We start from the raw sequence: 26,686 nt of genomic DNA on the forward strand, positions 1-26,686 counted from the left end.
CCACTGCGATGGTGACAGACGTCCCACGTGCACCGCTACTCTCGTGACATGCAGGTACACGTCGCCGACCACCCGTTGATCTCGCACAAGCTGACGGTGCTTCGCGACGAACGGACCGACTCACCGACGTTCCGCCGGCTCGCCGACGAGCTCGTGACGCTGCTGGCGTACGAGGCGACGCGCGACGTCCGCGTCGAGGCGGTCGACGTCACGACGCCCGTGGCGGTGGCCCGGGGCGTACGCCTGTCGGACCCGCCGCCGCTCGTGGTGCCGATCCTCCGCGCCGGTCTCGGCATGCTCGAGGGCATGCAGCGGCTGCTGCCGACGGCCGAGGTCGGGTTCCTCGGCATGGTCCGCAACGAGGAGACGCTCGAGGCCGTCACGTACGCCGAGCGGCTCCCGGACGACCTGACAGGTCGCCAGTGCTACGTGCTCGACCCGATGCTGGCGACCGGCGGCACGCTCGCCGCGGCGATCGACTTCCTGGTCAAGCGCGGCGCCGACCACATCACGGCGATCACCTTGTTGGCGGCACCCGAGGGCATCGCGCGCCTGGAGTCCGAGCTCGCCGCGATCAACGTGCCGGTGACGCTCGTGACGGCCGGGCTCGACGAGAAGCTCAACGACCTCGGCTACATCGTGCCGGGCCTGGGCGACGCAGGCGATCGCCTGTACGGCGTCGTGGGCTGAGCGGACCTTTCGGCTCACGACGCTTCGCTCGCGTTTTCAGCGAGCGGTTTCCCGGCTCTTAGCGGTAGATGCCGAAGTAGAAGATCGCGACGACGACGATCGCCAGGACCAGGAACACGACGGCTTTGCTGCCTGCCGATTCCTTGTCGTCCGGCCGGTCGTACTCGGGCTTGTCCACGGGTCCTCCAAAGGATTCGGGTCACTGGGTACAACGACTGGCGCAGGTGGGCGTCACGTCAGGACGGGTGTGCTCCGGCGTACGTCGGTGGTGTGACGGTTGACACATTCGAATCCTCCATGCGATTCTTGAAGGGCAATTGAATCGTTTTAATGAATCGTCCTATCGGGGGTCGAACGAATGACGGCACTGCCAAGGAAGCGGATCGCGCTGGTCGCGTCCGCCATGCTCACCACGTTGCTGCCCACCTGGGCAGCGGCTGCCACCGACGATGCGCCCGCCCTGCCGGGGTCGGCGCCGGCGAGCCGGCCGTGGGAGGCCTACAACTACTCACCGTCGTCACGAACCGTGCTGCCGGACTCGATCGAGACCACGGTCGGCGACGTGTCCGCCGTGCTCGCCAAGAAGGCGACCCGGCTGACCGGAGCCGGCGCAGCCGTCACGCTCGACTTCGGCAAGGAGGTCGGCGGGATCGCCAGCCTGCACTTCGCCGACACCTCCGGCACCGCGCGGGTCGGTCTGGCGTTCAGCGAGTCGTCGATGTACATCGGGAACTCCTCCGACGCCTCGACGGGTGGACCGCGGAGCCGCGACGGATCGCTCCTCGTGGACGTCGACGGCGAGACGAGCTACACGATGCCGACGGCATACCAGCGGGGCGGCTTCCGCTACCTCACGGTCTACCTCGACTCCGGCGGCTCGGTCGACCTCGACAAGGTCTCGGTGCACATGACCGCCGCTCCGGCGATGAAGAAGCTCGACGACTATGCCAACTACTTCTACTCGAGCGATGCCCTGCTCAACCGGATCTGGTACGCCGGCGCCTACACGATCCAGCTCAACACGATCGACCCGAAGCAGGGCCGGGTCTGGGAGCCTCCGGCTGCGCTCTGGGACAACAGCGGTGACGTCGGCGTCGGCCGGACGATCCTGGTCGACGGGGCCAAGCGCGACCGAACCGTCTGGCCCGGCGACCTCGGCATCCAGATCCCCGCGGCGTACGCGGCGTTCGACGACACCGAGTCGGCGCGCAACGCGCTGACCACGATCTACCAGCACCAGAAGGCGACCGGCGAGCTGCCGTACGCGGGTCCGGAGCTCAACAAGTACGGCTCGGACACCTACCACCTGTGGACGCTGGCCGCGACGTACGACTACCTGCTCTACAGCGACGACACCGACTGGCTGCGCGGCATCTGGTCGCAGTACGAGTCCGCGCTCGACTACAGCCTGGCGAAGGTCGACGCGAACGGCCTGCTGTCGATCACGGGCACGTCGGACAGCGTGCGCATCCTCGCCAAGGGCGAGAACCTCATCGCCAACGTGCTGCTGTGGCGTTCACTCGACAAGGGTGCCGAGCTTGCCGACATGGCTGGCGAGCACGGCAAGGCCGATGACTACCGTGCGCGGGCGAAGGCCCTGCACGCCGCGATCGACGCCCGGCTGTGGGACCCGGCGGTCGGTGCCTACCGGTTCTATCCGGACTCCGCGATCCATCCGCAGGACGGCAACGCGCTCGCGGTCTGGTACGGCCTCACGAGCGCCGAGCAGGCACGCACGATCAGCGAGGAGCTCAAGGGCAACTGGAGCCCCATCGCAGCCACCGCACCGGAGAACAAGGGCAACCCGGGTGTCTTCTCCGGGTCCATGGAGGTCAACGCCCACTTCGCCGCCGGCAACTCCGAAGCGGACCAGGCCGGGGTCGACATCATCCGTCGCGCCTGGGGCTACATGCTCGACCACCCCGCCGGCACGGGCAGCACCTTCTGGGAGTCTTACCGCAACGGCGAGGACTGCGTCTTCTGCAGCACGTACGTCAGCCTCGCCCACGGCTGGGCGGCCGGGCCCACGCCGGCGCTGACGAACTACGTCCTGGGCCTGTCGCCCGAGACGCCCGGCGGTGACACGTACGCCTTCGTGCCGCACCCCGCGGACCTCCGGTTCGCCAAGGGGCGCATCACCACGACGCACGGTGCGATCGACGCCTCGTGGTCGGTCCGCGACGGCGCCTACTCAGCGACGCTCGACGCACCGAAGGGCACGACGGGGCGTGTCGGCGTGCCGACGCTCGGCAAGCAGGTCTCGGTACGCGTCGACGGACGCCTGGTCTGGGACGGCTCACGTGCCCTCGTCGACGGCGTCACCGCCGAAGGGGGGTACGTCCACGTCACCGGAATCGGACGCGGCAAGCATTCCATCGAGAGCCGCGTCGCGCGCTGATCCCGACTCCTGCCAGGGTCCCCCGCTGGGTGGGTCCTGGCAGGTCCGTCGTCAGAGCTCCTTGAGGATGTCCTCGACGCGTTCCTTGGCATCACCGAACAGCATCTGGGCGTTGTCGCGGAAGAACAGCGGGTTCTGCACGCCGGCGTAGCCCGCCGCCATCGACCGCTTGAACACCACGACGCTGTCGGCCTCCCAGACCCGCAGCACCGGCATCCCGGCGATGGGGCTGGACGGGTCCTCGGTCGCGGCCGGGTTGACGGTGTCGTTGGCGCCGATCACCAGCACGACCGACGTGCCGTCGAAGTCGTCGTTGATCTCGTCCATCTCCAGCGCGATGTCGTACGGGACCTTGGCCTCGGCGAGCAGCACGTTCATGTGGCCCGGCAGGCGACCCGCGACGGGGTGGATGCCGAAGCGCACCTCGATGTCCCGCTCGCGGAGCTTCTTGACGAGGTCGGCGACCGGATACTGCGCCTGCGCGACGGCCATGCCGTAGCCCGGCGTGATGATGACCGACGAGGCGTTCTTGAGCAGCTCGGCGGTGTCGGCGGCGTTGATCTCGCGATAGTCGCCGTAGTCCGTGTCATCGGCCACCGAGGCCTCCATGCCGAACCCGCCGGCGATGACCGAGATGAACGACCGGTTCATGGCCTGGCACATGATGTAGGACAGGTAGGCGCCCGACGAGCCGACGAGCGCGCCGGTCACGATCAGGGCGTTGTTGTCGAGCAGGAAGCCCGAGGCCGCGGCGGCCCAGCCGGAGTACGAGTTGAGCATCGAGACCACGACGGGCATGTCGCCGCCGCCGATCGACGCGACGAGGTGCCAGCCCAGAGCCAGCGCGACGACCGTGACCGCGATCAGCAGGGCGAGGTTCGGGGTGATGACGAACCAGATCGTCAGCGCCGCGAACGCGACGAGCGCGCCGATGTTGAGGTAGTTCTTGCCTGGCAGCATCAACGGCGCCGACTTGATCCGCGCCGAGAGCTTGAGGAACGCGACGATCGAGCCGGTGAACGTCACCGCACCGATGAAGACCCCGACGAACACCTCGGCGTTGTGGATGTCCTCCAGCGAACCCGTGAGCTGGTTGTCCTCGAGATGCCCGTTCCAGCCGACCAGCACGGCGGCGAGGCCGACGAACGAGTGCAGCAGCGCGATGAGCTCGGGCATCCCGGTCATCTCGACGACGCGGGCGCGCCACAGGCCGATCGCCGCACCGATCGCGACGGCGGTAAGGAGCAGGACGACACCCAGCCCATCCGACACGTCCGCGACGACGATGAACGTCGCGACGAGCGCGATCGCCATGCCGACGATGCCGTAGAGCACCCCTTGGCGGGACGACTCGTGCTTGGACAGTCCGGCGAGGCTGAGGATGAACAGCAACGCCGCGACGAGGTATGCCGCGGTGGCGACGCTTTGCGAGGTCATCCGGGATCAGCCTTTCGAGAACATGCTGAGCATGCGTCGGGTCACGGCGAAGCCGCCGAAGACGTTGATGCTGGCGAGCAGGATCGCGATGAACGAGAGCGTGCGGATCGCGCCGTCATCGACGGCGACCTGCTGCATCGCGCCGACGACGATGATGCCGGAGATCGCGTTGGTCACCGACATCAGCGGCGTGTGCAGCGCGTGATGCACCTTGCCGATGACGTAGTAGCCGATCACGATCGCCAGGACCAGGACCGTGAAGTGCTCCGGGAGGGGCTCCGGTGCGTACGCGTTGACGAGGAACAGCGCGAGGACGCCGATGCCGATCAGCGTCAGCTTGCGCGTCGCCGACATCGGCTGCTTCTCGGGCTTGGGCTCCGGCTTCTCGACCGGAGCCGCGGCGGGGGCCGCCGAGACCTGCACGGGCGGTGGCGGCCAGAGCGTCTCGCGGTCGCGTACGACCGTGATGGTCCGCTGCACGACGTCGTCGAGGTCGAGGACGAGCTGGCCGTCCTTGCCCGGAGTCAGCAGCTTCATGAGGTTGACCAGGTTGGTGCCGTAGAGCTGCGACGCCTGCGTCGGCAGCCGGCCGGCCAGGTCGGTGTAGCCGATGATCGTCACGCCGTTGTCGGTCACGATGGCCTCGCCGGCGACCGAGCCCTCGACGTTGCCGCCGTTGGACGCGGCCATGTCGACGATGACGCTGCCGGCCTTCATGCTCGCGACGTCCGCGGCGGTGATCAGCACGGGAGCGGCACGCCCGGGGATCAGCGCCGTCGTGATGATGATGTCGACGTCGGCGGCCTGCTCCGAATAGATCTCGGCGGCGCGTCGGTCGTAGTCCTCCGACGTCGCCTTGGCGTAGCCGTCGGTGCTCTGCTCGGTCTCGACGTCCACGGCGAGGTACTCACCGCCGAGCGAGGCGACCTGGTCGGCGACCTCGGCCCGCGGGTCTGTCGCACGGACGATCGCACCCATGCTGTTGGCCGTGCCGATCGCCGCCAGGCCGGCGACACCGACACCGGCGACCAGGACCTTGGCCGGCGGGACCTTGCCCGCAGCGGTGATCTGGCCGGTGAAGAACCGGCCGAACACGTGCGCCGCCTCGATCACGGCGCGGTAGCCAGCGATGTTGGCCATCGAGCTCAGCACGTCCATCGACTGGGCGCGGGAGATGCGGGGCACGGCGTCCATCGCCAGCACCGTGATCGGACGCTGCGCCAGGGCCTCGACGAGGTCAGGGTTGAGTGCCGGACTGATGATGCTGATCAGCGTCGCGCCGTCGGCGAGCCTGTCGATCTCGTCCGTCGAGGGCGCATTGACCTTGAACACCACACCGCTGCGCCAGACATCGGCGGCCGGGGCGATCACCGCGCCGGCCTCCGCGTACGCCTCGTCGGTGAAGCTCGCCTTCTCGCCGGCCCCCGGCTCGACCGCCACGACATAGCCGAGGTCGACCAGCTGGCGTACGGTCGCGGGTGTCGCCGCGACCCGGTTCTCACCTGGACTCGACTCGGCCACGACACCGATCACCGCAGCCGGCGGGCTCTCCTGCTGTCCGTCGCTCATTCGGCGAACGTTATCTGTTCGCAACATGCGCGACCACCCCGTGAGACTCGCGTCTCATTCCTCGAGTACGACCTGAGCGTGGGCGGGACCAGCGGGTGGACAATCGCCTCAGTCAGCATGCCGGGCATTCCGCGAGAGGACCATCGATGAGCGAAGAAGAGTCCCCGACGGAGACCAGAGGCGTCTCGACCGAGCTGCTGGCTACCGTCGACCTCGGCCCGGAGCTCGAGGGCATGGCCGGTCGCCAGCTGAGGATGCGTCTCGTGACGATCGAGCCGGGCGGCGTCCTCGGGCCGGTGCACGACCACACGGGCAGGCCGGGCACGGTCTACGTCCTCCAGGGCACCATCACGGATCATCGGGACGGCGTCGCCACCGTGTACGGGCCGGGGGTCGGCTGGCCCGAGGACCACACCACGCTTCACTGGCTAGAGAACGCCGGGACCGTCCCGGCCGTGGAGATCTCGGTCGACATCGTCTCGACCTGAAAGCTCCGCGGACCTCGAGCGCCCAACCGCATCTCCGGGTAGGTTCGCGGGATGAGTGACGACATGTCTTCGCGCTCGCTCGGGCTGCCGCCGATTCCGCAGGCGTCCCCGCCCAAGCGCCGCCGGTGGCTCCTGCCGGTCATCGCGTTCGCGGTGCTCGTCGCCGCAGTGGGAGCCGGTGCGTTCGTCGTGCTCCGCGATGACGACACGTCCTACCCGAAGGAGTGGGACTCCCGCATCAAGCCGTACGTCGACATCGTCGAGAAGGAACGCGGGCTGACGTTCAAGCATCCGGTCTCGGTGCGGTTCCTCGACGCCAAGGCGTTCGAGAAGACCGTGCGGACCGACGAGAAGGAGCTCGACAAGGACGACCGCCGGGAGATCAAGGAGACGACGTCGCTGTTCCGCGCGTTCGGCCTGATCTCGGGCGACGTCGACCTGTTCAAGGCGTTCAACGACGCCAGTGGGACGGGCACCCTCGCCTACTACTCGTTCGACGACAAGAGCATCACGGTTCGCGGCAGGACGCTCGCCCTCGCGTCGCACGCCACCTTGGTGCACGAGCTGACCCACGCGCTCCAGGACCAGCGGTTCGACATCTCCAGCCGCAGCAAGAAGCTCAGCGAGAAGGCGTCCGACGGCGAGCCCAGCACCGAGGGCGATGCCTTCAAAGCCATCGTGGAGGGCGATGCCGAACGCGTCGCCGATCTCTATCGTGCGTCGTTGACCGAGCAGGAGCGCACCGCCCTCGAGAAGGCGGAGAAGGGCGACTCGGACGAGGCCACCGAAGGCCTCAAGGGCGTCCCCAAGGTCGTCGTGACGCTGATCAGCTCGCCGTACGCGCTGGGGCAGGCCCTCACCGAGGCGGTCGCGTCCGGCGGCAACGACGACATCGACGAGCTGTTCGACAACCCGCCCCCCGACGACTCGGTCCTGCTCGACCCGCTCAAGGCCCTCGGCGACCTGGGCGGCGGCACGGATGTGACGATCCCGAAAGCAGGGGACGGCGAGAAGAAGTTCGACTCCGGCCAGGTCGGCGCCCTCGTCACCTATCTGATGCTCGCCGAACGCATCCCTCTGCGTGAGGCGCTGGCGGCCGCGGACACCTGGAACGGCGACGCGTACCTCGGCTTCAAGCGCAAGGACGCCCTGTGCGCCCGCGTCGACTACCGGACCCGCTCGGCCGCAGGTGCGACGCGGTTGGCTGCGGCGTTCGAGGACTGGATCGCCGCGGCGCCAGGCTCCACGGCGACGATCTCCCACGACGGCGCGCGGGTCCGGTTCGAGTCGTGCGACCCCGGCAAGAAGGCGAAGCTCACGAACGATGCGTCCGAGAAGGCGCTGCAGCTCGTGGCGACCCGCGGCTACGCCGGTGCCAGCGTGGTCAAGGCGGGCGCGTCCCCCAACGTTGCGCGCTGCTTCGCCGATCGGCTCGTCAAGGAGTTCTCGATCGCCGACCTGAGCAATCCGAAGTTCGGGGCGGACGATCCCGGGGTCGTACGACAGGTCCAGGGTTACGCCGCGAAGTGCCGCGCGGCGGGCTGACTCGGCCGGCTGGCAGTCGGTTCCGGCAGCCCTGATCACGGGCTGCTGAGGGCGGTTTCGCGTTAGCCTCGTGGCTGTGCGACCCCTGCGTTACTCCATCAACGTCACACTCGACGGATGCGTCGACCACCGCGCCGGCGTCCCCGACGAGTACGTCCATCAGGTGGCCACCGAAGCGCTCCAGCGGGCCGACGCGCTCATCTTCGGCCGGGTCACCTACGAGATGATGGAGTCCGCCTGGCGGCCGGAGAATCTGTCCCCGGACCTGCCCGACTGGACCGCGCCGTTCGCCCGTACGGTCGACGCCGCCAAGAAGTACGTCGTCTCGAGCACCCTCGACGACGTCGGCTGGAACTCCGAGCTCATACGCGGCGACGTCGGCGGCGCCGTCGAGGATCTCAAGCGCCAACCCGGCAACGGTCTGTACGTCGGCGGGGTCCAGCTCCCGCTCGCCCTGGCGGACCTCGGGCTGATCGACGAGTTCACGTTCGTGGTGCTGCCCTTCGTCGTCGGCCACGGACCCTCGTTGTTCGCCGGGTTGTCGCAGCGACTCGACCTCACCCTCGTCGACCGCCAGGAGTTCCCCTCCGGCGCGATCGCCCTGACGTACCAGCCGAAGAGCTAGTCAGCTGGCATCGGCGTAGGCCAGGTGCGCGCCGCAGTGGCGGCACCGAAAGAGGTATGCGACGAGGTCGCCGTCCACGCTGAGGCGGGGAAGGGCGTCCTCCCGCCACCCCTCGGCGACGAGCGTCGGCACCAGCTCCGGGTGCGAGGCCACGGTGTCCCACCCTGCACGACCCAGGAACTCCGCGCCGTCACCGCAGTGGAACAACCAACGCTCCTGCTGCCAGCCGGCGAAACCGGGAGTCCGACGAACGATCTCCTCGACCACCCGTGCCGGAACGTTGTCGGGTGCCTCGTCGGCCGTGGCGAACTCCGCGTCGAACTCTTCGGCCGCGCTCCCGGCCGCGATGCACCACGGGCAGAGCGATTCCACCTCGTCCACGGCGTACGAGGGACCCCTGTACACATACCCGGGAGCCTCGCCACATCGCTCACACTCTTCGTCCGAGGTGACGACGGATCCTGTCCCGAGGGGGTCCGGGTGATATCGGAAGTGCGGGAGCTCCTGACTCATGCCACCAGTCTGAGGGACGATCCGGCTCCCGGTCAGTAGTACCAGGGATAGGGCGTGAAGTCGGGGTCGCGCTTCTCGAGGAACGCGTCGCGGCCCTCCTGGGCCTCGTCCGTCATGTACGCCAGCCGGGTCGTCTCGCCGAGCAGCACCTGCTGGCCGACGAGGCCGTCGTCGATCAGGTTGAACGAGTACTTCAGCATCCGCTGAGCCGTCGGCGACTTGGCGTTGATCTTGCGGCCCCAGTCAAGGGCCTCTGCCTCCAGGTCGGCGTGCGGGACGACCTTGTTGACCATGCCCATGCGGTGCGCGTCGGCGGCGGAGTACTCGTCGCCGAGCAGGAAGATCTCGCGGGCGAACTTCTGGCCCACCTGACGCGCGAGGTACGCCGAGCCGTAACCGCCGTCGAACGAGCCGACATCGGCGTCGGTCTGCTTGAACTTCGCATGCTCCGCCGACGCCAGCGTGAGGTCGGCGACGACGTGCAGGCTGTGCCCGCCGCCTGCGGCCCAGCCGGGCACGACGGCGATGACGATCTTGGGCATGAAACGGATCAGCCGCTGCACCTCGAGGATGTGGAGGCGGGCGAGCTTGGCCCGGTCGACCGTCTCGGCCGAGTCACCCTCGGCGTACTGGTAGCCGGCCTTGCCGCGGATGCGCTGGTCGCCGCCGGAGCAGAACGCCCAGCCGCCGTCCTTGGGCGACGGACCGTTTCCGGTCAACAGCACGCAGCCGACGTCGGAGGACTGACGCGCGTGCTCCAGCACCGTCAGCAGCTCGTCGACCGTGCCGGGGCGGAACGCGTTGCGGACCTCGGGGCGGTCGAACGCGATGCGTACCGTGCCGTGGTCGACGGCGCGGTGATAGGTGATGTCCTCGAGCTGCTCGAAGCCGGGCACGTCGCGCCAGGCGCTGGGGTCGAAGATCTCGGAGACGGTCATGACGGCGAGGGTATCGCGCGCGCCGCCGTCGATATCGTCGTGCCATGGCGGACCGCGAGCTGACCACGATCCACGGCACACCGGCACTCGTCCTGTCCGGGGACGGGCCACCCCTCGACACGATCGACGCCGCCACCGAGATGATCGGCGACGCGGCATGGGGTGAGGTCGAGCTCGTGGTCATCCCGGCCGTACGCCTGACCGACGACTTCTTCGAGCTGCGGACCGGGTTCGCCGGCGAGGTCACGCAGAAGTACGTGAACTACCGTCTGCGGCTCGCGATCGTGGGCGACATCTCGACGCGCGTGGCCGACAGCGTCTCGCTGGCCGCGTGGGTCGCCGAGTCCAACCGCGGCAGCCAGCTCTGGTTCGAGCCGAGCCTCGAGGCGCTGGAGGAACGGCTGCGCATGTGACCCTCGTCGTATGTGACATTGGGAGTGGCTTATTCCAGATACCGGCGGTATCTTGATCTGATGACTGACAACTTCACCGGCAAGGTCGCGCTCGTCACCGGCGCTGCACGCGGCATCGGCGCAGGCGTGGCCCGCGGCTTCGTCGAGCGGGGCGGCCGGGTGGCTCTCGTGGGCCTGGAGCCCGAGCTCCTCACCGAGCTGTCCGACGAGCTCGGCGACGCCGCTGCATGGTGGGAGGCCGACGTACGCGACTCCGCCGCCGTCGCCGCTGCGGTTGACGCCGCAGCCGCGCACTTCGGCCGTATCGACTTCGTGCTCGCCAACGCCGGCATCGCGTCGTACGGCACCGTGCGCCAGATCGACGACGCGGCGTTCGAGCGGGTCGTCGACATCAACATCAACGGCGTCTTCCGCACGCTGAAGCACGCGACGCCGCACCTGGCGGCGACCAACGGCTACGCGCTCGTGGTGGCGTCGCTGGCCTCGTTCACCGCGCTCGCGGGTCTGGCGTCCTACAACGCCAGCAAGGCCGGCGCCGAGTCGCTCGCCCTCGCGTACAAGCAGGAGGTCGCACACCTCGGCATCGGGGTCGGCATCTGCCACCCCTCGTGGATCGACACCGACATCGTGCGCAATGCCGAGCACGACCTGCCGTCGTTCCGGGCGATCCGCAAGAAGTTGCCCTATCCCGCCAACAGCACGACCAGCGTCGAGGAGTGCGTCGAGCTGATCCTGCAGGGCTTCGCGAAGCGCAAGAGCCGGGTGTACGTGCCCAAGGGCGTGCTGCTCGCCAACTGGACCAAGGCGCTGACCAACTCGCCGCTGGCGTGGCCCGTGCTCAAGCGGCTCGCCCGCAAGACCGTCCCGCAGATGGAGAAGGAGGTCGACGCGCTCGGCCGCTTCCACCACGCCCACGTCCCGGAGACCAAGCCGAAGGACTAGTCGGGGGGTTGGCGGTTTACCAAGAGGTCAGGGCAAACCGCCACTCACCAAGGCGCGCGCACCCTGCGAAGTGGCAGCTTGCCGTGCGGAGTGCAGATTGCCCTGACCTCTTGGTAAACCGTCAACGGCTTTGGACCGACGCGGCGAGCGAGACCATGTGGCCGAGCCGGGCGAGCTCTGAGGCGAGGAACTCCGGGCCGCCGTGCCGGCCCACGACGACGACGAAGCCGTCACCGCGGCGATCGCGTGCGGGCGAGGCGGCGAGCACCGTCGAGTCCCACTCAGGCACCTCGCGCAGCACCTTGGACTTGCGGATGCCGAGCCACCCCGACGCCTCCGCGACGAGCTTGGGGGCGGTCGAGGACTTGGCCATGATCGCCGCGTCGCCGTCGACGCGGTGCAGCGCCATCGCCCAGTCCGTGCGGAACGTCGCCGGGATGACCTCGACGAGGTTGTCGATCGCCTGCGTCGGATCCTCGGTGAACCGCTCGACCGCCTCGAGGTCCATGCTGAGGTTGGCGCCGGCGTTGTAGCGGGAGATCCAGGCAACCTTGACGCCCTCGAGCTGGTGGCACGCCGTGATCAGAGCGTCCGGCATGACCCGCGCCGGCAGCTCCAGCAGCACGTCGTCGACGACCCGGCCATCGGGACGCCGCTCGACGATCTCGATCGCCTCGATGTCCGCCCCGGCCCCACCGAGAGCCGTCGCGAGTGCACCCAGCGAACCGGGCACATCGGGCAGCTCGACGCGCAGCAGGAAGGCCATATGACCATTGTCACTGGCCCACATTGCCTTGGCGTTACGCGGGTAGCGTGGGGGCGTGAATCCCTCAACCGTCCGCACCGCCTTTCGTACGATCGCCGTCGCCGAGGCCGTGTCCTGGGCCTTGCTGCTGTCGGCCATGTTCTGCAAGTACGTCACCGAGTCCGAACCCTTCGGCCTGCGCGAGGGCGGCGTCCCGGTCGCCGGCATGATCCACGGCGTCATCTTCATCCTGTTCGTGATCACTACGTTCGTCGCACGCAAGGCATTCGGCTGGACCACCAAGACCTTCTTGCTCGCGCTCGGCTCGAGCATCCCGCCGTTCTTCACAGCCCTCTTCGAGGTCGTCGCCGACCGCAAGGGGCTGCTCAGCGAGCCTCAGTCCGCTGGCGCGACGTCCGCTCCGTAGCGCTCGACGCAGAAGTCCCGCAGCCGAGCCGCGAGCTCGTCGAGCGTCGTCGCGGCGTGATGGCCCGGCTCCCACGCCGCGAACAGCTCGATGCGCAGCGGTCCGTCACGCCCGAGAATCTCCAGCGGGTGCAGTCCGAAACGCGGATCGTCCGAGACGACCGCAACACCCCGCCCCGCCGCGGCGAGCGCCTGCGCGACCTGCGGATTGCTGCAGTCCACGACCGATGGCGCTGACACCCGCGCACGTTCCAGCGCCCGGTCCAGGATCTGTCGCGGCTTGAACGCCGGGGTCAGAGCCAGCACCGTCTCGGCCGCCAGCTCCTTGAGGCGTACCGAGCCTTGCTCGTGCCACCGGTGGTCCGCCCGTACGTACGCCCAGACCGGCAGCACCGCGAGGGCCGCGCTCGCGAGCCGGGCCGGCGGAGGCTCCGTCGCGATCGCCAGGTCGGCGCCGTGCCGCAACGCGTCGTACGCCTCGCGGGGGTCCGACTCGATCACCGTCGGCATCGGGTCGTCCGGCCCGAGCGTGGCCAGGAACGGCGCGATGACGTCGGTCAACGTCGTCGTCGGCGCGGCGATCGTGATGCGCTCGAGCCGCCCTGCGGCGTACGACCTCGCGGCGTTGCGCGCGCCGTCAGCTCGCCGCAGGACGTCCTGTGCGTGGGGCAGGAACTGACGCCCCGCAGCGCTGAGCTGCAATCGTCCGGCCGACCGGACGAACAGCTCGACCCCCAGCTCGGTCTCGAGCTGGCGGATCTGCCGCGAGATCGCCGGCTGCGTCACGTGAACCGCGTCGGCAGCCGCGCTGACCGTGCCGGACTCGGCCACCGCGACGAAATAGCCGAGCGTCCGCAACTCCATGCCTCAAGAGCATAGCCTCGATGAGAACTGAGTATTGGACGGCATAGCCAGCGGCGACGAGAATCGGAGCATGTCTGCCTCGCTCGAGCAACGCCGCAACCTTGTCACCGCGATCCCCGGGCCCCGCTCGCGGGAGCTGATGACCCGCAAGAAGTCGGCGGTCGCCCAAGGCGTCGGCACGACGATGCCGGTGTTCGCCGTCGAGGCAGGCGGCGGCGTCGTCAAGGACGTCGACGGCAACTCGTTCATCGACCTCGGCTCCGGCATCGCCGTCACGACGGTCGGCAACAGCGCTCCGCGGGTCGTCGATGCCGTCCGCGAGCAGGTCGAGGCGTTCACCCACACCTGCTTCATGATCACGCCGTACGAGGGCTACGTCGCCGTGGCCGAGGCGCTCAACCGGCTCACCCCGGGCGACCACGACAAGCGCTCGGCACTGTTCAACTCCGGCGCCGAGGCGGTGGAGAACGCCGTCAAGATCGCGCGCGCACACACCAAGAAGCAGGCCGTCGTGGCGTTCGACCACGCCTACCACGGGCGTACCAACCTGACGATGGCGATGACCGCCAAGTCGATGCCTTACAAGAGCGGCTTCGGACCGTTCTCCCCCGAGGTCTACCGGGCGCCGCTGTCCTACCCGTACCGCGACGAGAAGAACGTCGACGGTGCCGCCGCCGCACGGCGAGCCATCACCTACATCGAGAAGCAGGTCGGCGCCGCCAACCTCGCCGCCGTCGTGATCGAGCCGATCCAGGGCGAGGGCGGCTTCATCGTCCCCGCTGAAGGGTTCCTGCCGGCGATCGCCGAGTGGTGCACCGCCAACAACGTCGTGTTCATCGCCGACGAGGTGCAGAGCGGCTTCGCGCGTACGGGCGAGATGTTCGCCTGCGAGCACGACGGCGTGGTGCCCGACCTGATCGTCACCGCCAAGGGCATCGCCGGCGGTCTGCCGCTGTCGGCGGTCACCGGCCGCGCCGAGATGATGGACGCCGCGCACGTGTCGGGCCTCGGCGGCACGTACGGCGGCAACCCCATCGCCTGCGCCGCTGCCCTCGCCACGATCGAGACGATCGAGGCTGACGGACTCGTCGAGCGCGCGCGCCAGATCGAGCGCCTCATGCTCGACCGGCTGCACCGCCTGCAGGCCGACGACGACCGCCTCGGTGACGTACGCGGGCGCGGCGCGATGATCGCCGTCGAGATCGTCAAGAGCGGCACCGACGAGCCCGACCCGCTGCTGACCAACGCCATCGCGGCCGCCTCGCACCTCGCGGGCGTGATCGTGCTGACCTGCGGCACGTACGGCAACGTGCTCCGCTTCCTGCCGCCGCTGGCCATCAGCGACGAGCTGCTCAACGAAGGGCTCGACGTCGTCGCGGCTGCCTTCAAGGACAACGCATGAACGGGGTGTTCATCGGCGGTGAGTGGCTGCCCGGCTCCGCTGGGGAGTTCGACGTCGAGAACCCGGCCGATCGCACGGTCATCGGCCAGGTCTCCGACGGCGGTCCCGCCGACGCGACCGCCGCGGTCGACGCCGCATCGGCAGCGCTGCCTGCCTGGTCCGCGACGCCGCCGCGCCAGCGGTCGGAGATCCTGCGCCGCACGTACGAGCTGATGATCCGCGACATCGACGAGCTCTCCGCGCTGATCAGCGCGGAGAACGGCAAGTCGCTGTCCGATGCCCGCGGCGAGGTCACGTACGCCGCGGAGTTCTTCCGCTGGTTCGCCGAGGAGGGCGTGCGCACGGGGGGCGACTACGGCGTCTCCCCGGCCGGCGGCACCCGCACGGTCGTGACGCACAAGCCCGTCGGCGTCGCCGCACTCGTGACGCCGTGGAACTTCCCGGCCGCGATGGCGACCCGCAAGATCGCTCCGGCCCTCGCCGCCGGCTGCACCGTCGTGCTCAAGCCCGCCTCCGAGACCCCCTTGACCGCGCTCGCGGTGACCCGCCTGCTCGTCGAGGCCGGAGTGCCGGACGGCGTCGTCAACCTCGTGCCGACCACCGACGCCTCCACGGTCGTGTCGACGTGGATGGCCGATGCCCGGGTCCGCAAGATCTCGTTCACCGGCTCGACCGGGATCGGCCGCGTGCTGCTCAAGCAGGCCGCCGACCGGGTCGTGAACTCGTCGATGGAGCTCGGCGGCAACGCGCCCCTCGTGGTCACGGAGGACGCCGACCTCGATGCCGCCGTCGCCGGCGCCATGATCGCGAAGTTCCGCGGCGGCGGCCAGGCCTGCACGGCGGCCAACCGGTTCTACGTGCACGCCGATGTAGCGGACGCGTTCACGGCCAAGCTCGGCGCCGAGGTTGAGAATCTCACGGTCGGCCCCGCGGCCGAGGGCTCCCATATCGGGCCGCTGATCTCCGCCAAGGCCGTCGACGGCGTCACCGCGCTGGTCGACTCGGCGATCGCCGCCGGCGCCCGCATCAGCCACCGCGCCGACGTGCCCGACAGCAGGGGCTACTACTACCCGCCGACCGTGCTCGTCGACGTACCGGCCGATGCCGACATCGTCACCACCGAGATCTTCGGCCCGGTCGCCCCGATCGTGACCTGGACCGACGAGATCGAGATGCTGCGCCTCGTCAACGCCTCCGAGTTCGGCCTCGCCGCGTACGTCTTCGCGGGCGAGCTCCAGCGCGCGATGCGGATCGGTGAGGCGATCGACGCCGGCATGATCGGCATCAACCGCGGGCTAGTCTCGGATCCATCGGCACCGTTCGGCGGCATGAAGCAGAGCGGCCTCGGACGCGAAGGCGCCCGCGCCGGACTCGACGAGTTCACCGAGACGCAGTACCTCAGCATCGACTGGCCCTAGGTCCACCACCCGAGGAGAAGCACATGACCACGACATCCGGACCCGCCTACCAGGTCGTCAACCCCGCGACGGGTGACGTCGTCGAGACGTTCGACACCGCGACCGACGCCGACATCGAGGCGGCGATCTCGGGAGCCACGCAGGCGTACGCCTCGTGGAAGGACGTGCCGATCACCGAGCGCGGCGAGGTCGTCAAGAAGGTCGCCGCCCTGTTCGCCGAGCGCGCCGACGAGCTCGCCGCGATCGCGAACGAGGAGATGGGCAAGCCGGTGAGTGAGGGCGTCGAGGAGGCTGAGTTCTGCCAGGCGATCTTCGACTACTTCGCCACCGAGGGTCCGACGCTGGCCGCCGACCAGCCGATCAAGACGTTCTCCGGCGGCAAGGCCGTCGTGCAGAAGCTACCGGTGGGCCCCCTGCTGGGCATCATGCCGTGGAACTTCCCGTACTACCAGATCGCCCGGTTCGCGGCGCCCAACCTGATGCTGGGCAACACCATCATCCTGAAGCACGCCGAGTCGGTGCCGAAGTCGGCGCTCGCGGTCGAGCAGATCATGAAGGACGCCGGCGTCCCCGAGGGCGCGTACGTCAACGTGTTCGCGTCGCACGAGCAGATCGAGACGATCATCAGCGACCCGCGCATCCAGGGCGTCTCGCTGACCGGGTCCGAGCGCGCCGGCGCGATCGTCGCCAGCATCGCCGGCAAGAACCTCAAGAAGTGCGTGCTCGAGCTCGGCGGGTCCGATCCGATGATCGTGCTCGACAGCGACAAGCTCGACGAGGTCGTCGACAACGCTTGGGACTTCCGGATGTACAACACCGGCCAGGCCTGCAACTCCAACAAGCGCATGATCGTCATGGACGACCTGTTCGACGACTTCGTCGGCAAGCTCACCGAGAAGGCGCTCGCGATCGACTCGTTCTCGCCGCTGTCCTCCCGCCGCGCCGCCGAGACGCTCGCCGAGCAGGTCGACGACGCCGTCAGCAAGGGTGCGACCCTGCACGCCGGCGGCGTCCTGAGCGACGGACCTGACGCGCACTACACCCCCGCCGTCCTGACCGGCATCACCAAGGACATGCGGGCCTACTCCGAGGAGCTCTTCGGCCCGGTCGCCGTCGTCTACAAGGTCGGCAGCGACGAGGAAGCCCTGGAGCTCGCCAACGACACGACGTACGGCTTGGGTGGTGCGGTGTTCTCCAAGGACCCGGCCCGCGCGGAGAAGATCGCGCAGCGGCTCGAGGTCGGCATGGCCAACGTCAACACGACAGCCGGCGAGGGTGCCGAGATCCCGTTCGGCGGCGTCAAGCGCTCCGGCTTCGGCCGCGAGCTCGGCCCGCTCGGCATGGACGAGTTCGTCAACAAGCGGATGTTCTTCATCGCCGACTGACGACTAGGCCAGCAGGTCGGTGAGCGCGTCCTCGAACACCGCGTGGTGGCGCTCCACGTCGGCCAGTGTCGTCGTCGGCGCCATCAGCGCCATGTTGTGAAACGGCGTCAGCAGGATGCCGCGGTTGACGAGGAAGACGTGCAGGTAGTCCTCGAGGTCCTCGTCGGCGGCCGCGGCCGACTCCGTGCCGTTGCGCGGCGCCGGCGAGGCGAAGCGATACTCCGCTCTGGCACCGAGCTGGCTGATCGACCACGGCAGGCCGTGCCGGGCGATCGCTGCCTCGACACCAGTCGTGAACGCCGACGCGGTCGCGACCATGTGCGCGAACGCGTCGTCGGTCAGCACGTGCTCGAGCGTCGCGCGCATCGCTGCCACCGACACCGGGTTGCCGGCGAGCGTGCCGCCAACGCCGCCCATGTCGACGAGGTCGAGGTCCGTACGTCCTTCAGCGGACACGGCGAGCTCCTCCGACAACCCGTACGCGCCACAGGGCACGCCGCCGCCGATCGCCTTGCCGATCGCGAGCACGTCGGGCTCGAGGCCCCACAGCGCCGTGGCCCCACCGGGGCCGGCCGAGAACGTGTGCGTCTCGTCGATGATCAGCAGCGTGCCGTGGCGACGGGTGATCTCGCGTACGCCGGCGAGGTAGCCGTCGTCGGGCAGCACGATGCCGATGTTGGTCAGCGCGGGCTCCATCAGCACGGCGGCGACGTCGCCGTGGGCGAGCTGGCGCTCGAGCCCGTCGAGGTCGTTGAACTCCGCGACCCGGCTCGTCTCGGTCACGTCGACCGGTGCGCCGACATTGCCCGGTCGCATCATCCCCTCACCATCGGGGCCCACCACGATGAGCGACTCGTCGACGCTCCCGTGATAGCAGTAGGCGTTGACCAGGATCTTGGGCCGACCGGTCAGGGCGCGGACGAGCCGGATGGCCCACCGGTTAGCGTCGGTGGCGGTCAGCGCGAAGCTCCACCGCGAGAGCCCGAACCGCCGGGTCAGCTCGGCACCGACCCACTCGGCGTCAGGCGTCGGCAGCATCGTCGTGAGGCCGCCGAGGTCGGACATGCGGCGTGCGACCGCGTCGAGCGTCGGCTGCGGGGAGTGGCCCGCCATCGCTCCGGTGTCGCCGAGGGCGAAGTCGACGTACTCGTGCCCGTCGACGTCCCAGACCCGGCTGCCCCGAGCGCGATCGACGTAGAGCGGGAAGCCGGCGGCGTTCTTGTTCATCCACGTCATCGGCACGCGGCCGAACAGGTGCGTGGCCTCGGCGTAGTGCCGCGCCGACGTCGGGTTGCGGTCGGCGAAGACCGCTCGCTCGCGCTCCAGCAGCGCTGTCAATCGGCCCCTGTCGATCATGCGTCCACCTCTCGTCGGCTCAGCGTGAGGTAGCCCCACGCGAGGCCCAGCGCCAGGATCAGCACGACGGCGCACGCGACCGCGACGGCCCCACCGCCGTGCCGGTCGACGTCCAGGAAGTCGTACGGCACCGGCGCCCGGCGCTCGCTCGTGACGGCATAGGAGGGGTCAGACACCCCGGCTCGGATGAGCGTGTAGGCCAGCCAGGCGAGCGGCCAGACGAGGAACCACAAGGCACCGCGGTCGAGCCGTGTCCGCGGACGGAACAGCAGGAAGCCGAGCACGGAGAGCGCCGGGACGGCGTAGTGGAAGATCTTGTCGTACCACCACTCGACGCCGGTGAACGCGCCGTTGCCGGCCAGGACCGTGGCATAGACGATGCCCGTGATCGTGATCGCCACGAGGCTGCCGAGGCGCAGGATCCCGAACGCCGAGCCGCCCCGGTCGGGCCGCACGGCGATCAGCGCAGCGGCGACCATCACGAGGATGTTGGACTCCACCGTGAAGTAGCTGAACAGGTTGACCAGCGACCGGTCGCGATCGAGTGTGAGGACCGTCTGGCCGACGAGGGCGAAGGCAGCCAGGGCGGCGATCGCGCCGTGCCAGAGTCGGGTCACGCCCCGACGATAGCGTCGTCCGACGTCAGCGAGCCTGCAACGCGTCGAGCGCGACGCCCATCGCGGCCGCGACGCGCCAGTCGAGCTGCCAGCCGTTGGCGAGCACCGGGACCGTCAGCTCATAGCGGTCGCGCAACGAGCGCTGACGCTGGGACGACAGGATGACCTGGCCGTCGGACGCGGTGAAGTCGAAGTGGAACAGCAGGAACGGGATGTCGACGAACCGGCGGATGATCGCGATCGCCGCGTTGCGCTCCTGGCCCATCGAGGTGAGACCGTCGGGCGTCGAGAGATGCCAGGTCGAGCGCAGCAGCGACTTCTTGAAGTCCTTGCGGAACTCCCCGATCGGGTTGCCCTGGGCATCCGTCACGTCGTACGTCGCCCCGAGGTCGAGGCGTTGACGAGCCTTGAAGCCGAAGACCGGCTGGGTCTTGGTTTCGTCGGTGAAGAACGTGACCTGCTCCTTGAAGGCCATCCGCTTCTGCTCCGCGAACGCGACCAGCGCGCCCTCGGTGCCGTCGGGCCCGATCGGGCGCAGCTCGTAGCGGTTGACCATCAGGGTGATCTTCTGTCGCAGGGCAAACCGCTGCGTGGCGTCAGTCATGGCTACATCCTGTCAGCGCAGGGGGTCGAAGCTCGACAGCAGGCTCGACGTTTCGCCGCGAACCATCTGGGCGGCGAGCAGCTTGCCGCTGAGGGGACCCAGCGCGATGCCCCACATGCCGTGCCCGCCCGACACGAACACGCGAGACGACTTCGTGCGCCCGATGAGCGGCAGGCCGTCGGCCGTGCACGGTCGCGAGCCGACCCATTCGTCGGTGCGGGCCGCCCAGTCGACGCCGGTCAGCATCGGTGAGGCCGCGTCGATGATCGCCTTGACGCGCCGCGGGTCCAGCGGTGCTCCGGGCTTGCGGAACTCCATCATCCCGGCGACCCTCAGGCCGTCGCCGAGCGGCGTGCAGGCGACGCGCTGCGCCGGGAAGTACATCGGGGCGACCGGCATCTGCTCGGGCTGCACCGTGAAGCTGTAGCCGCGACCGGCCTGCACGATCGTCCTGACGCCGACGTCACGCGCCAGCGAGCCGAGCCATGTCCCGGTCGCGATCACGACGGCGTCCGCAGTCAGCGGCTCGCCACCGGCGACCTCCAGGCGTACGCCCGACGGCGACTCCCTGACGTCACGGACGTCGACGTCGGTCCGGATCTCGGCCCCGCGCTGCCGCACCGCGTCGGCCAGCGCGTTGACGTAGCGGCCCGGGTTGATGAATCGCTGGTCCCTCAGGCGTACGCCACAGGTCACCGCGTCGCCGAGTGCGGGCACCAGGGCGTGCATGGCCTCGCGATCGAGCAGCTCTGCCGGAGTCTCGACGCCGAGCTCACGTACGTGGTCGAACTCGTCGAGCAGGGTCTGCCGGTCCTCCTCGGACGCGAACGCGGCGAGGAACGGCTCGGCGGCCTTGGTCGGCTCGGCGAGCCCGCCGGCGGCGATCTCGTCGAACGCGTCGAACGCCTGCCGGTTCGCCTCCGCGAACACCGTCATGGCGGCACGCCATCGTGGAGTCGTGCAGTGCCGGGCGAAGTCGACGAGGAACTTCAGCAGCCGCGGGTTCGTGCTGACGGGCACGTAGACCGGGGACGACGGCTTGAGCGTCGCCTTGATGCCGCCGGCCAGGATCGCCGGGTCCGGCAGTGGCAGGGTCAGGGCCGGAGCGAGCCAGCCGGCGTTGCCCCACGACGAACCGGCCGCCACACCGGCCCGGTCGACGACTGTCACCCGTACGCCCTCGGCCTGCAGGAACCACGCCGCCGACAGCCCGACCATGCCGGCGCCCACGACGACGACGTGCTCCGGAGACTCCATCCGTCCATTGTGCGGGTGCGGCGCCGCCGTGAGGCAGTCGATACCCTGAGCCGGACCGGAGGAGGACACGTGGACGAGCACACCCGCGGCGCAGGGCATGTGCAGCACATCGGCTCATCACGGCTGTTCGTCGAGCCGCCCGTACGCTTCCTCGGCCCATTCGTCATCCGCTCCAAGACCCACATCGGCGCGTTCACCGAGCTCGGCCGCGAGGTCGAGGCGCAGGCCGCGTCGATCGGCCGCTACTGCGAGATCGGCCCCGGCAGCCTGCTCGGCGCGACGGGCCACCCGACGACGTGGCTCAGCGTCTCGGCGTTCCAGTACCGCACGTCGACCTGGGGCTGGCACCCGTCCGCCGACGCCACCGAGGTCATCGATCCCGAGGCCGGAGGGCGGCAGTCGTTCCGCAGCGTCGCAGGCGACCAGGCGGTCATCGGCAACGACGTGTGGATCGGCGCCAACGTCGTGGTGCTCCGCGGAGTCAAGATCGGGGACGGCGCGATCATCGCCGCCAACGCGGTCGTGACCAAGGACGTCCCGGCCTACTCGATCGCCGGTGGCATCCCCGCCAAGGTCATCCGTCCCCGCGTCGCCGACGACCTGCGCGACGAGCTGCAGGCGCTGGCGTGGTGGCGCTTCTCGCCCAACCAGCTCAGCGGCATCCCGTACGACGACCCGGCCGAGGCGGTCCGGCAGCTGCGCCCCAAGGTCGACGCCGGCCTCGAACCGTACGAGCCGGGCTTCGTCGAGGTCCGCAAGCCGGTGCCCCAGAAGCGCAAGCGGCGCTGGTACGTCCGCTAGGAGTCCACGCGGTCGCGTGCCGACTCACCCGCGAGCACGTCGAGATAGACACGAGCGTGCGCCGCGGCGAGCTGCTGGCGCTGCTCGATCCGATCCTCGACCGGCACCGGCTCGACGGGCCACTGCTCGTACGCCCTGCGGATGGCGTCGACCAGTGAGTCCTCGTCGAGACCACGGTCGTCCATGCCGAACCGGAAGACCGGGGCCTGGTCGGCGAAGTAGCCGCAGCTCGGCGCCACGACCGCGGTCCCGACGTCGCGGCACGCCTCGAGCCACGACGAGTGCGTCCCGAACCGGTAGGGCAGGACCGACGCGTCGAGACCGGCGAGGTAGTCCCACAGCTGGGCGTCGCTGAAGAACTCCCGCACCCTCACCCGTACGCGATGGTCCGAGCGCTGCATCTGCCGGGCGAGGTCGGCGTCGAGCCGCCCGCCCGACGGCCCCAGGACGTCAGGATGGGCATCGACCTGCAGGATCGCGCCGGGCAGGGCCCGCACCGCGCGGATGAGCGCGGGCAGCAGCGTGAACGGGTCATCGCCCGGCCGCGGCTTCGAGACCCGGAGGCCGACCGTGAACGGGCGATGGCTGTGGTCCGGGGTCTGCCGGCGCCGGTGCATCCGCTCCATCGTGGTCAGGTTGACGACGTGCGGGTGCGGCAGCACCAGGGCCTGACGACCCCACCGTTCCTCGATCTCGGCGGCGGCGCCCGGTGTGAGGGTGATCAACGCGTCAGCTGCCGGGATCAACACGTCGAGGCGGGCGTCGTGCTCCTCCCGCTCGGCCTGGCGCGGGCTGCGCAGGTCGTGCACCGTGTGGACCAACGGCTTGCCCACGTGTCGCAGCGTCTCGACGAGATCGGCAAGCTGATCGGGCGCGTGACCGTCGAAGCCGAAGTGCAGGTGGAAGACGTCGAACTCGGCCTGGTGCCGGCGCACCCACGACGGCTCGAGCATGACCGGCGGCCACCACTTCGAGAGCGTGACCCGGCTGGGGTTGCGCGGATCGGGATCCTTGAGCCGCAGGACCCGCGGGGTGCCGCTGTCCTCGTGGACCGGTGACAGATGGCGGACGTACGGGTGCGCGGCCGGCACCGAGGCGACCTTGATCCGGTCAGGCCGTCGAGGGCGCGCAAGTCGCTCCGTGCGAACGGGGCGGCGGGCGGTCGGCATCGGGGCCCTTCTTCTCAGTGAGTCCGGGGTGGCGACCTGCTGCACCACCGGCCGACGTACCCCGAAACCGGCCCGACATGCGTCCGGCGATCGGTCAGCGCATGGCGTACGGCCAACCGGGTAGCAGTCACCCGAGGCTCAAGACTGAGGGAGAGAGACATGGAGCGTGAAGACGAAGGAGCGGGCGGCAGGCCATTGGGGTTGGTGACCGGGGCGTCCAGTGGAATCGGCGAGGAGCTCGCACGGGAGATGGTGCGCAACGGCTTCGACCTGATGGTGGTGGCCGAGGACGAGGGTGTCCTCGACATCGCCGCAGAGCTCAGCGACCAGGCGGACGTCCAGCCGGTGCGTGCGGACCTCGCGACGCGGTCGGGCAACGAGATGGTCATCGACCTGCTCGCGCAGCAGGGCCGGTCCCTCGAGGCTGCTGCGATCAATGCCGGCATCGGCGTGCACGGTCGGCTGATCGACACCGACCTCGAGGAGCACCTGCGGCTCATCGCACTCAACATCGTGTCAGCAGTGCACCTCGGCCGGTCGATCGCCAAGGACATGGTCGGCCGCGGCACGGGCCGGCTCCTGTTCACCTCGTCCGTCGCCTCGCAGATGCCCGGGCCGTTCTACACGACGTACGCCGCGTCGAAGTCGTTCATCCAGTCGTTCGCGCTGGGTCTGCGCGAGGAGCTCAAGGACACCGGCGTCACCGTGACAGCGCTGATGCCGGGCCCGACCGACACCGAGTTCTTCGACCGCGCCGGGATGGATGGCACGAAGGTCGCCGAAGGGCCCAAGGACGATCCCGCCGACGTCGCCAAGGCGGGATTCGCCGCGATGATGTCCGGCGACGACCACGTGGTGACCGGCTGGCGCAACAAGATGCAGGCCGCTGCCGCCGGCGTGCTGCCCGACGCGGTGGCGGCCAAGGTGCACCGGTCGATGACCGAGCCGCCCGACGACGCCTGAGCGTAGAGTCAGACGAACCGAACCCACCTGAGAGGCCGAGGATGTCCGAGACCGACGACCAGCGGGCTCTCGCGAGGTTCGCGACGGTGCTGGCCTCGCTCAACCGCGAGGAGTCGCTGACCGCCAGGCTCTGCGAGGCCGGCCGCCAGCTGCTCGAGGCCGAGGGCGCTGCGATGACGCTGGACTACGCCGGCAACGGGCGCCTCATGGTGCATGCCACCGACGAGCTCTCGGCCCAGCTCGACGACCTCCAGGACGTCGTCGGCGAGGGGCCGTCGTTCGACGCCGCCCACTCCGGGGAGGTCGTGGTCGCTCGGCTCGGCGACGGCAACGAGGACCGCTGGGCGCTGTTCTCCGACCGGCTCATCGACCTCGGGTTCCGCGGCACCCTGGTCGCCGTGCCGCTGCGCGCCGAGCTCTCGGTGCTCGGCGTCCTGTCGTTGCATCGCCGCGGGCCCGACCAGGAGGAGGACCTGGTGTCGGCGCGCTTCCTCGGGGCAACGGTCGGCACGGCCCTGCTGCAGGACCCACGCGTGGGACGAAGCGACCAGGTCTCGCACGAGGCGTGGGCGACCCGGTCGAAGATCCACCAGGCCACCGGCATGATCGTGGCGCAGGTGGGCGTACGCACGGAGGACGCGATGGCCCTGCTGCGCGCTCAGGCGTTCGCGCGCAACACCTCGCTGGCGGAGATCGCCCAGGACATCGTCGGCCGCCGCATCAACTTCCGCGACTTCACGATCGAGGGGGACTGACCATGGAGGCATCGCGCGCCGCCGACGCACTGGCCAAGGCCTCAGCGGCCTTGGTCGGCGAGACCGACATCGCCGGGTTCCTGGCTGCCCTCCTCGCCAGCGGCGCCGACGTCCTGAAGGTCGACGCGAGCGGCATCCTCGTCGAGGATGACGACCAGCTCGACCTGCTCGCGGCATCGAGCCACGCTGCGGTCGAGCTCGAGATGCACCAGGCGCAGCTCGACGAGGGCCCGTGTGTCGAGGCCCACGAGTCCGGGGTCCCCGTCAACGCCCACGGCGCCGAGCTCACGGACCGGTGGCCGGTGTTCGGCCGGCGGATGCAGGACTCCGGGTTCCAGGCGGTGCATGCCTCACCGTTGCGCTGGCACGGCGTGGCGCTCGGCGCGATGGGGCTGTTCCGCCGCAGCGACGTCCCGTTGACCGCCGAGGAGGAGACCGTCGCCCAGGCGTTCGCCGACCTCGCGACCCTCCTGATCGTGCAGACCGACAAGGTCGATCTCGACACCGTCAGGCGCCGGGTCCAGGACGTGCTCACCACGCGCATCGTCATCGATCAGGCCAAGGGTGTCCTCGCCGAGCTGCGCGGCACCGACATGGCCGAGGCCTACGAAGAGCTGTTGCGGCGCGCGTCCGACGACGACAAGACGCTCACGGCGACCGCGCAGTCGGTCATCGAGCAGGCCCAGCGCGACCGGCTCACCTGACGAGAAGCACCAGCACGCCACGGTCCTCGTACGCGCGGTGCTCCGCCAGTCGCAGGCCGAGCTCCGGGTGATCCGTGAGGTGGTCGCTGACCGCGGCGACCTGGTCGAGCCCGCCGAGCTGCAGGACCGCCGATCCGTCATCCGCGAGATGCCCGCCGACGATCTCCAGGCACGTACGCACGAGGTCGAGGCCGTCCGCGCCGCCGTCGATCGCGTGGAGCGGGTCGTCGACATGCTCGCCCGTCTCCCCGCTCGGCACCCAGGGCGGGTCGGCGATGATCAGGGCGAACCGTTCCTCGTCGGCGATCAGGTCGTCCATCTGCCCGCACCGGATGTCGACCGGACCTGGCAGGCTGGCCCGCTCGACGTTCGCCGCCGCGTGCTCGCAGGCGACGTCCGAGGAGTCGACGAGCACGAGCGGACGATCCTGACCGACCATCGCCAACAGGCCGATGTGCCCCACGCCGGCACACAGCTCGAGCACGGGACCGTCAGGGGCGGTGCGCAGCAGCGCTGATGCCCACGCGGACTGGGCGGTGGTCCACCGTCGGGGCCGAAGAACCCGTTCGTCGTACTGGATCGACAGCGATCCGAACTCGATCAGCTCGGTGCGCACCTGCTCGACGTCAACGGTCACCGCCGCCGGATACCCCGGCACCACG

27 protein-coding genes are annotated in these 26,686 nt (G+C 69.5%); 15 read left to right on the forward strand and 12 right to left on the reverse strand.

What is annotated here, in order from left to right:
- The first annotated feature begins 48 nt into the window (after positions 1–48).
- A complete protein-coding gene (gene upp, locus ASC61_RS06225) occupies positions 49–690 on the forward strand; it encodes a uracil phosphoribosyltransferase (RefSeq protein WP_056210477.1) in 642 nt (213 codons plus the stop codon).
- Positions 691–1,048: 358 nt separating this feature from the next.
- Positions 1,049–3,088: an alpha-L-rhamnosidase-related protein gene (locus ASC61_RS06230; protein WP_056210478.1), complete on the forward strand. Its 2,040-nt coding sequence runs from the start codon at positions 1,049–1,051 to the stop codon at positions 3,086–3,088.
- A 51-nt stretch (positions 3,089–3,139) separates the two neighbouring features.
- On the opposite strand, the gene pntB is transcribed toward ASC61_RS06230, so the two are convergent.
- Both pntB and ASC61_RS06240 read right to left on the reverse strand, forming a co-directional pair.
- Positions 3,140–4,525, reverse strand: a complete 1,386-nt coding sequence (pntB, locus tag ASC61_RS06235) for a Re/Si-specific NAD(P)(+) transhydrogenase subunit beta (protein ID WP_056210479.1) — start codon at positions 4,523–4,525, stop codon at positions 3,140–3,142.
- A 6-nt stretch (positions 4,526–4,531) separates the two neighbouring features.
- A complete protein-coding gene (locus tag ASC61_RS06240) occupies positions 4,532–6,094 on the reverse strand; it encodes a Re/Si-specific NAD(P)(+) transhydrogenase subunit alpha (RefSeq protein WP_056210480.1) in 1,563 nt (520 codons plus the stop codon).
- Between the two features lie 146 nt (positions 6,095–6,240).
- On the opposite strand from ASC61_RS06240, the gene ASC61_RS06245 reads away from it, so the two are divergent.
- From ASC61_RS06245 to ASC61_RS06255, 3 genes are all read left to right on the forward strand, one after another.
- Positions 6,241–6,582, forward strand: coding sequence for a cupin domain-containing protein (locus tag ASC61_RS06245; protein ID WP_056210481.1), 342 nt, complete (start codon positions 6,241–6,243; stop codon positions 6,580–6,582).
- A 51-nt stretch (positions 6,583–6,633) separates the two neighbouring features.
- On the forward strand, positions 6,634–8,127 hold the full coding sequence (locus ASC61_RS06250) for a hypothetical protein (protein WP_056210482.1): 1,494 nt from the start codon (positions 6,634–6,636) through the stop codon (positions 8,125–8,127).
- Between the two features lie 76 nt (positions 8,128–8,203).
- Positions 8,204–8,752: a dihydrofolate reductase family protein gene (locus ASC61_RS06255; protein WP_056210483.1), complete on the forward strand. Its 549-nt coding sequence runs from the start codon at positions 8,204–8,206 to the stop codon at positions 8,750–8,752.
- Here the strand turns inward: ASC61_RS06255 and ASC61_RS06260 are convergent, their stop codons facing one another.
- Entirely contained in the window at positions 8,753–9,265 is a 513-nt protein-coding gene (locus tag ASC61_RS06260; RefSeq protein ID WP_056210484.1) for a CbrC family protein, read from the reverse strand.
- A gap of 32 nt (positions 9,266–9,297) precedes the next feature.
- Complete coding sequence (locus ASC61_RS06265) at positions 9,298–10,203, reverse strand: 1,4-dihydroxy-2-naphthoyl-CoA synthase (RefSeq protein ID WP_056210485.1); 906 nt, start codon at positions 10,201–10,203, stop codon at positions 9,298–9,300.
- A gap of 44 nt (positions 10,204–10,247) precedes the next feature.
- Here ASC61_RS06265 and ASC61_RS06270 point away from each other — a divergent pair, with 44 nt between their 5' ends.
- Both ASC61_RS06270 and ASC61_RS06275 read left to right on the forward strand, forming a co-directional pair.
- On the forward strand, positions 10,248–10,616 hold the full coding sequence (locus ASC61_RS06270; RefSeq protein ID WP_056210486.1) for a DUF4180 domain-containing protein: 369 nt from the start codon (positions 10,248–10,250) through the stop codon (positions 10,614–10,616).
- Between the two features lie 60 nt (positions 10,617–10,676).
- Positions 10,677–11,558: an SDR family oxidoreductase gene (locus tag ASC61_RS06275; RefSeq protein ID WP_056210487.1), complete on the forward strand. Its 882-nt coding sequence runs from the start codon at positions 10,677–10,679 to the stop codon at positions 11,556–11,558.
- 121 nt (positions 11,559–11,679) lie between these two features.
- Here the strand turns inward: ASC61_RS06275 and ASC61_RS06280 are convergent, their stop codons facing one another.
- On the reverse strand, positions 11,680–12,324 hold the full coding sequence (locus ASC61_RS06280; RefSeq protein WP_056210488.1) for a hypothetical protein: 645 nt from the start codon (positions 12,322–12,324) through the stop codon (positions 11,680–11,682).
- A 55-nt stretch (positions 12,325–12,379) separates the two neighbouring features.
- On the opposite strand from ASC61_RS06280, the gene ASC61_RS06285 reads away from it, so the two are divergent.
- Positions 12,380–12,730 (forward strand): DUF3817 domain-containing protein, encoded by a 351-nt coding sequence (locus tag ASC61_RS06285; protein WP_056210489.1) that lies wholly within the window; start codon positions 12,380–12,382, stop codon positions 12,728–12,730.
- Here the strand turns inward: ASC61_RS06285 and ASC61_RS06290 are convergent.
- Positions 12,700–13,593 (reverse strand): LysR family transcriptional regulator, encoded by an 894-nt coding sequence (locus ASC61_RS06290; protein ID WP_056210490.1) that lies wholly within the window; start codon positions 13,591–13,593, stop codon positions 12,700–12,702. The two genes, ASC61_RS06285 and ASC61_RS06290, sit on opposite strands and share 31 nt — an antisense overlap.
- Positions 13,594–13,663: 70 nt before the next feature.
- Between ASC61_RS06290 and gabT the strand changes: the two genes are divergently transcribed.
- The 3 genes from gabT to ASC61_RS06305 are packed head-to-tail and all read left to right on the forward strand — an operon-like array spanning position 13,664 to position 17,798.
- The gene (gene gabT / locus ASC61_RS06295) at positions 13,664–14,995 is read left to right on the forward strand and encodes a 4-aminobutyrate--2-oxoglutarate transaminase (protein WP_056210491.1); all 1,332 of its coding nucleotides are present in this window, start codon (positions 13,664–13,666) and stop codon (positions 14,993–14,995) included.
- Positions 14,992–16,413 carry an NAD-dependent succinate-semialdehyde dehydrogenase gene (locus tag ASC61_RS06300; protein ID WP_056210492.1) on the forward strand — a complete coding sequence of 474 codons (1,422 nt, stop codon included), beginning with the start codon at positions 14,992–14,994 and terminating at the stop codon, positions 16,411–16,413. Before gabT ends, ASC61_RS06300 begins: the two co-directional genes overlap by 4 nt.
- A 23-nt stretch (positions 16,414–16,436) precedes the next feature.
- Positions 16,437–17,798: an NAD-dependent succinate-semialdehyde dehydrogenase gene (locus tag ASC61_RS06305; RefSeq protein ID WP_056210493.1), complete on the forward strand. Its 1,362-nt coding sequence runs from the start codon at positions 16,437–16,439 to the stop codon at positions 17,796–17,798.
- A gap of 3 nt (positions 17,799–17,801) precedes the next feature.
- Here the strand turns inward: ASC61_RS06305 and ASC61_RS06310 are convergent, their stop codons facing one another.
- From ASC61_RS06310 to ASC61_RS06325, 4 genes are read right to left on the reverse strand one after another with little or no spacing between them, the layout of a single operon-like run.
- Positions 17,802–19,154 (reverse strand): transaminase, encoded by a 1,353-nt coding sequence (locus ASC61_RS06310; protein WP_082530491.1) that lies wholly within the window; start codon positions 19,152–19,154, stop codon positions 17,802–17,804.
- Positions 19,151–19,771 carry a Pr6Pr family membrane protein gene (locus ASC61_RS06315; protein WP_056210494.1) on the reverse strand — a complete coding sequence of 207 codons (621 nt, stop codon included), beginning with the start codon at positions 19,769–19,771 and terminating at the stop codon, positions 19,151–19,153. The genes ASC61_RS06310 and ASC61_RS06315 overlap by 4 nt, the downstream gene beginning before the upstream one ends.
- 25 nt (positions 19,772–19,796) lie before the next feature.
- Positions 19,797–20,375: a hypothetical protein gene (locus ASC61_RS06320; RefSeq protein WP_056210495.1), complete on the reverse strand. Its 579-nt coding sequence runs from the start codon at positions 20,373–20,375 to the stop codon at positions 19,797–19,799.
- 12 nt (positions 20,376–20,387) lie between these two features.
- Positions 20,388–21,632: an NAD(P)/FAD-dependent oxidoreductase gene (locus ASC61_RS06325; protein WP_056210496.1), complete on the reverse strand. Its 1,245-nt coding sequence runs from the start codon at positions 21,630–21,632 to the stop codon at positions 20,388–20,390.
- Between the two features lie 69 nt (positions 21,633–21,701).
- Here ASC61_RS06325 and ASC61_RS06330 point away from each other — a divergent pair, with 69 nt between their 5' ends.
- A complete protein-coding gene (locus ASC61_RS06330; protein ID WP_056210497.1) occupies positions 21,702–22,433 on the forward strand; it encodes a CatB-related O-acetyltransferase in 732 nt (243 codons plus the stop codon).
- Here the strand turns inward: ASC61_RS06330 and ASC61_RS06335 are convergent.
- Entirely contained in the window at positions 22,430–23,602 is a 1,173-nt protein-coding gene (locus ASC61_RS06335; RefSeq protein ID WP_235503501.1) for a glycosyltransferase family 1 protein, read from the reverse strand. The genes ASC61_RS06330 and ASC61_RS06335 overlap by 4 nt on opposite strands.
- A 159-nt stretch (positions 23,603–23,761) precedes the next feature.
- Here ASC61_RS06335 and ASC61_RS06340 point away from each other — a divergent pair, with 159 nt between their 5' ends.
- Genes ASC61_RS06340 through ASC61_RS06350 form a run of 3 tightly spaced genes read left to right on the forward strand, consistent with a single transcriptional unit; the run spans position 23,762 to position 26,024 of the window.
- On the forward strand, positions 23,762–24,565 hold the full coding sequence (locus ASC61_RS06340) for an SDR family NAD(P)-dependent oxidoreductase (protein WP_056210498.1): 804 nt from the start codon (positions 23,762–23,764) through the stop codon (positions 24,563–24,565).
- A gap of 41 nt (positions 24,566–24,606) precedes the next feature.
- Positions 24,607–25,320: a GAF and ANTAR domain-containing protein gene (locus ASC61_RS06345; RefSeq protein WP_056210499.1), complete on the forward strand. Its 714-nt coding sequence runs from the start codon at positions 24,607–24,609 to the stop codon at positions 25,318–25,320.
- A gap of 2 nt (positions 25,321–25,322) precedes the next feature.
- A complete protein-coding gene (locus tag ASC61_RS06350; protein WP_056210500.1) occupies positions 25,323–26,024 on the forward strand; it encodes a GAF and ANTAR domain-containing protein in 702 nt (233 codons plus the stop codon).
- On the opposite strand, the gene ASC61_RS06355 is transcribed toward ASC61_RS06350, so the two are convergent.
- The gene (locus ASC61_RS06355; protein WP_056215372.1) at positions 26,017–26,661 is read right to left on the reverse strand and encodes a methyltransferase; all 645 of its coding nucleotides are present in this window, start codon (positions 26,659–26,661) and stop codon (positions 26,017–26,019) included. The genes ASC61_RS06350 and ASC61_RS06355 overlap by 8 nt on opposite strands.
- Between the last annotated feature and the right edge of the window lie 25 nt (positions 26,662–26,686).

Source organism: Aeromicrobium sp. Root344 (assembly GCF_001425755.1).
Classification (GTDB): domain Bacteria; phylum Actinomycetota; class Actinomycetes; order Propionibacteriales; family Nocardioidaceae; genus Aeromicrobium.

Excerpts from the sequence above, each read along its gene's own strand:
- ASC61_RS06270 (WP_056210486.1), top strand. The coding sequence starts at position 10,248 with ATGGCGGACCGCGAGCTGACCACGATCCACGGCACACCGGCACTCGTC.
- ASC61_RS06345 (WP_056210499.1), top strand. The coding sequence starts at position 24,607 with ATGTCCGAGACCGACGACCAGCGGGCTCTCGCGAGGTTCGCGACGGTG.
- ASC61_RS06305 (WP_056210493.1), top strand. The coding sequence starts at position 16,437 with ATGACCACGACATCCGGACCCGCCTACCAGGTCGTCAACCCCGCGACG.
- ASC61_RS06290 (WP_056210490.1), bottom strand. The coding sequence starts at position 13,593 with ATGGAGTTGCGGACGCTCGGCTATTTCGTCGCGGTGGCCGAGTCCGGC.
- ASC61_RS06280 (WP_056210488.1), bottom strand. The coding sequence starts at position 12,324 with ATGGCCTTCCTGCTGCGCGTCGAGCTGCCCGATGTGCCCGGTTCGCTG.
- ASC61_RS06265 (WP_056210485.1), bottom strand. The coding sequence starts at position 10,203 with ATGACCGTCTCCGAGATCTTCGACCCCAGCGCCTGGCGCGACGTGCCC.
- pntB (WP_056210479.1), bottom strand. The coding sequence starts at position 4,525 with ATGACCTCGCAAAGCGTCGCCACCGCGGCATACCTCGTCGCGGCGTTG.
- gabT (WP_056210491.1), top strand. The coding sequence starts at position 13,664 with ATGTCTGCCTCGCTCGAGCAACGCCGCAACCTTGTCACCGCGATCCCC.
- ASC61_RS06350 (WP_056210500.1), top strand. The coding sequence starts at position 25,323 with ATGGAGGCATCGCGCGCCGCCGACGCACTGGCCAAGGCCTCAGCGGCC.
- upp (WP_056210477.1), top strand. The coding sequence starts at position 49 with ATGCAGGTACACGTCGCCGACCACCCGTTGATCTCGCACAAGCTGACG.
- ASC61_RS06300 (WP_056210492.1), top strand. The coding sequence starts at position 14,992 with ATGAACGGGGTGTTCATCGGCGGTGAGTGGCTGCCCGGCTCCGCTGGG.
- ASC61_RS06310 (WP_082530491.1), bottom strand. The coding sequence starts at position 19,154 with ATGATCGACAGGGGCCGATTGACAGCGCTGCTGGAGCGCGAGCGAGCG.
- ASC61_RS06240 (WP_056210480.1), bottom strand. The coding sequence starts at position 6,094 with ATGAGCGACGGACAGCAGGAGAGCCCGCCGGCTGCGGTGATCGGTGTC.
- ASC61_RS06245 (WP_056210481.1), top strand. The coding sequence starts at position 6,241 with ATGAGCGAAGAAGAGTCCCCGACGGAGACCAGAGGCGTCTCGACCGAG.
- ASC61_RS06325 (WP_056210496.1), bottom strand. The coding sequence starts at position 21,632 with ATGGAGTCTCCGGAGCACGTCGTCGTCGTGGGCGCCGGCATGGTCGGG.
- ASC61_RS06230 (WP_056210478.1), top strand. The coding sequence starts at position 1,049 with ATGACGGCACTGCCAAGGAAGCGGATCGCGCTGGTCGCGTCCGCCATG.
- ASC61_RS06320 (WP_056210495.1), bottom strand. The coding sequence starts at position 20,375 with ATGACTGACGCCACGCAGCGGTTTGCCCTGCGACAGAAGATCACCCTG.
- ASC61_RS06275 (WP_056210487.1), top strand. The coding sequence starts at position 10,677 with ATGACTGACAACTTCACCGGCAAGGTCGCGCTCGTCACCGGCGCTGCA.
- ASC61_RS06250 (WP_056210482.1), top strand. The coding sequence starts at position 6,634 with ATGAGTGACGACATGTCTTCGCGCTCGCTCGGGCTGCCGCCGATTCCG.
- ASC61_RS06260 (WP_056210484.1), bottom strand. The coding sequence starts at position 9,265 with ATGAGTCAGGAGCTCCCGCACTTCCGATATCACCCGGACCCCCTCGGG.
- ASC61_RS06335 (WP_235503501.1), bottom strand. The coding sequence starts at position 23,602 with ATGCCGACCGCCCGCCGCCCCGTTCGCACGGAGCGACTTGCGCGCCCT.
- ASC61_RS06340 (WP_056210498.1), top strand. The coding sequence starts at position 23,762 with ATGGAGCGTGAAGACGAAGGAGCGGGCGGCAGGCCATTGGGGTTGGTG.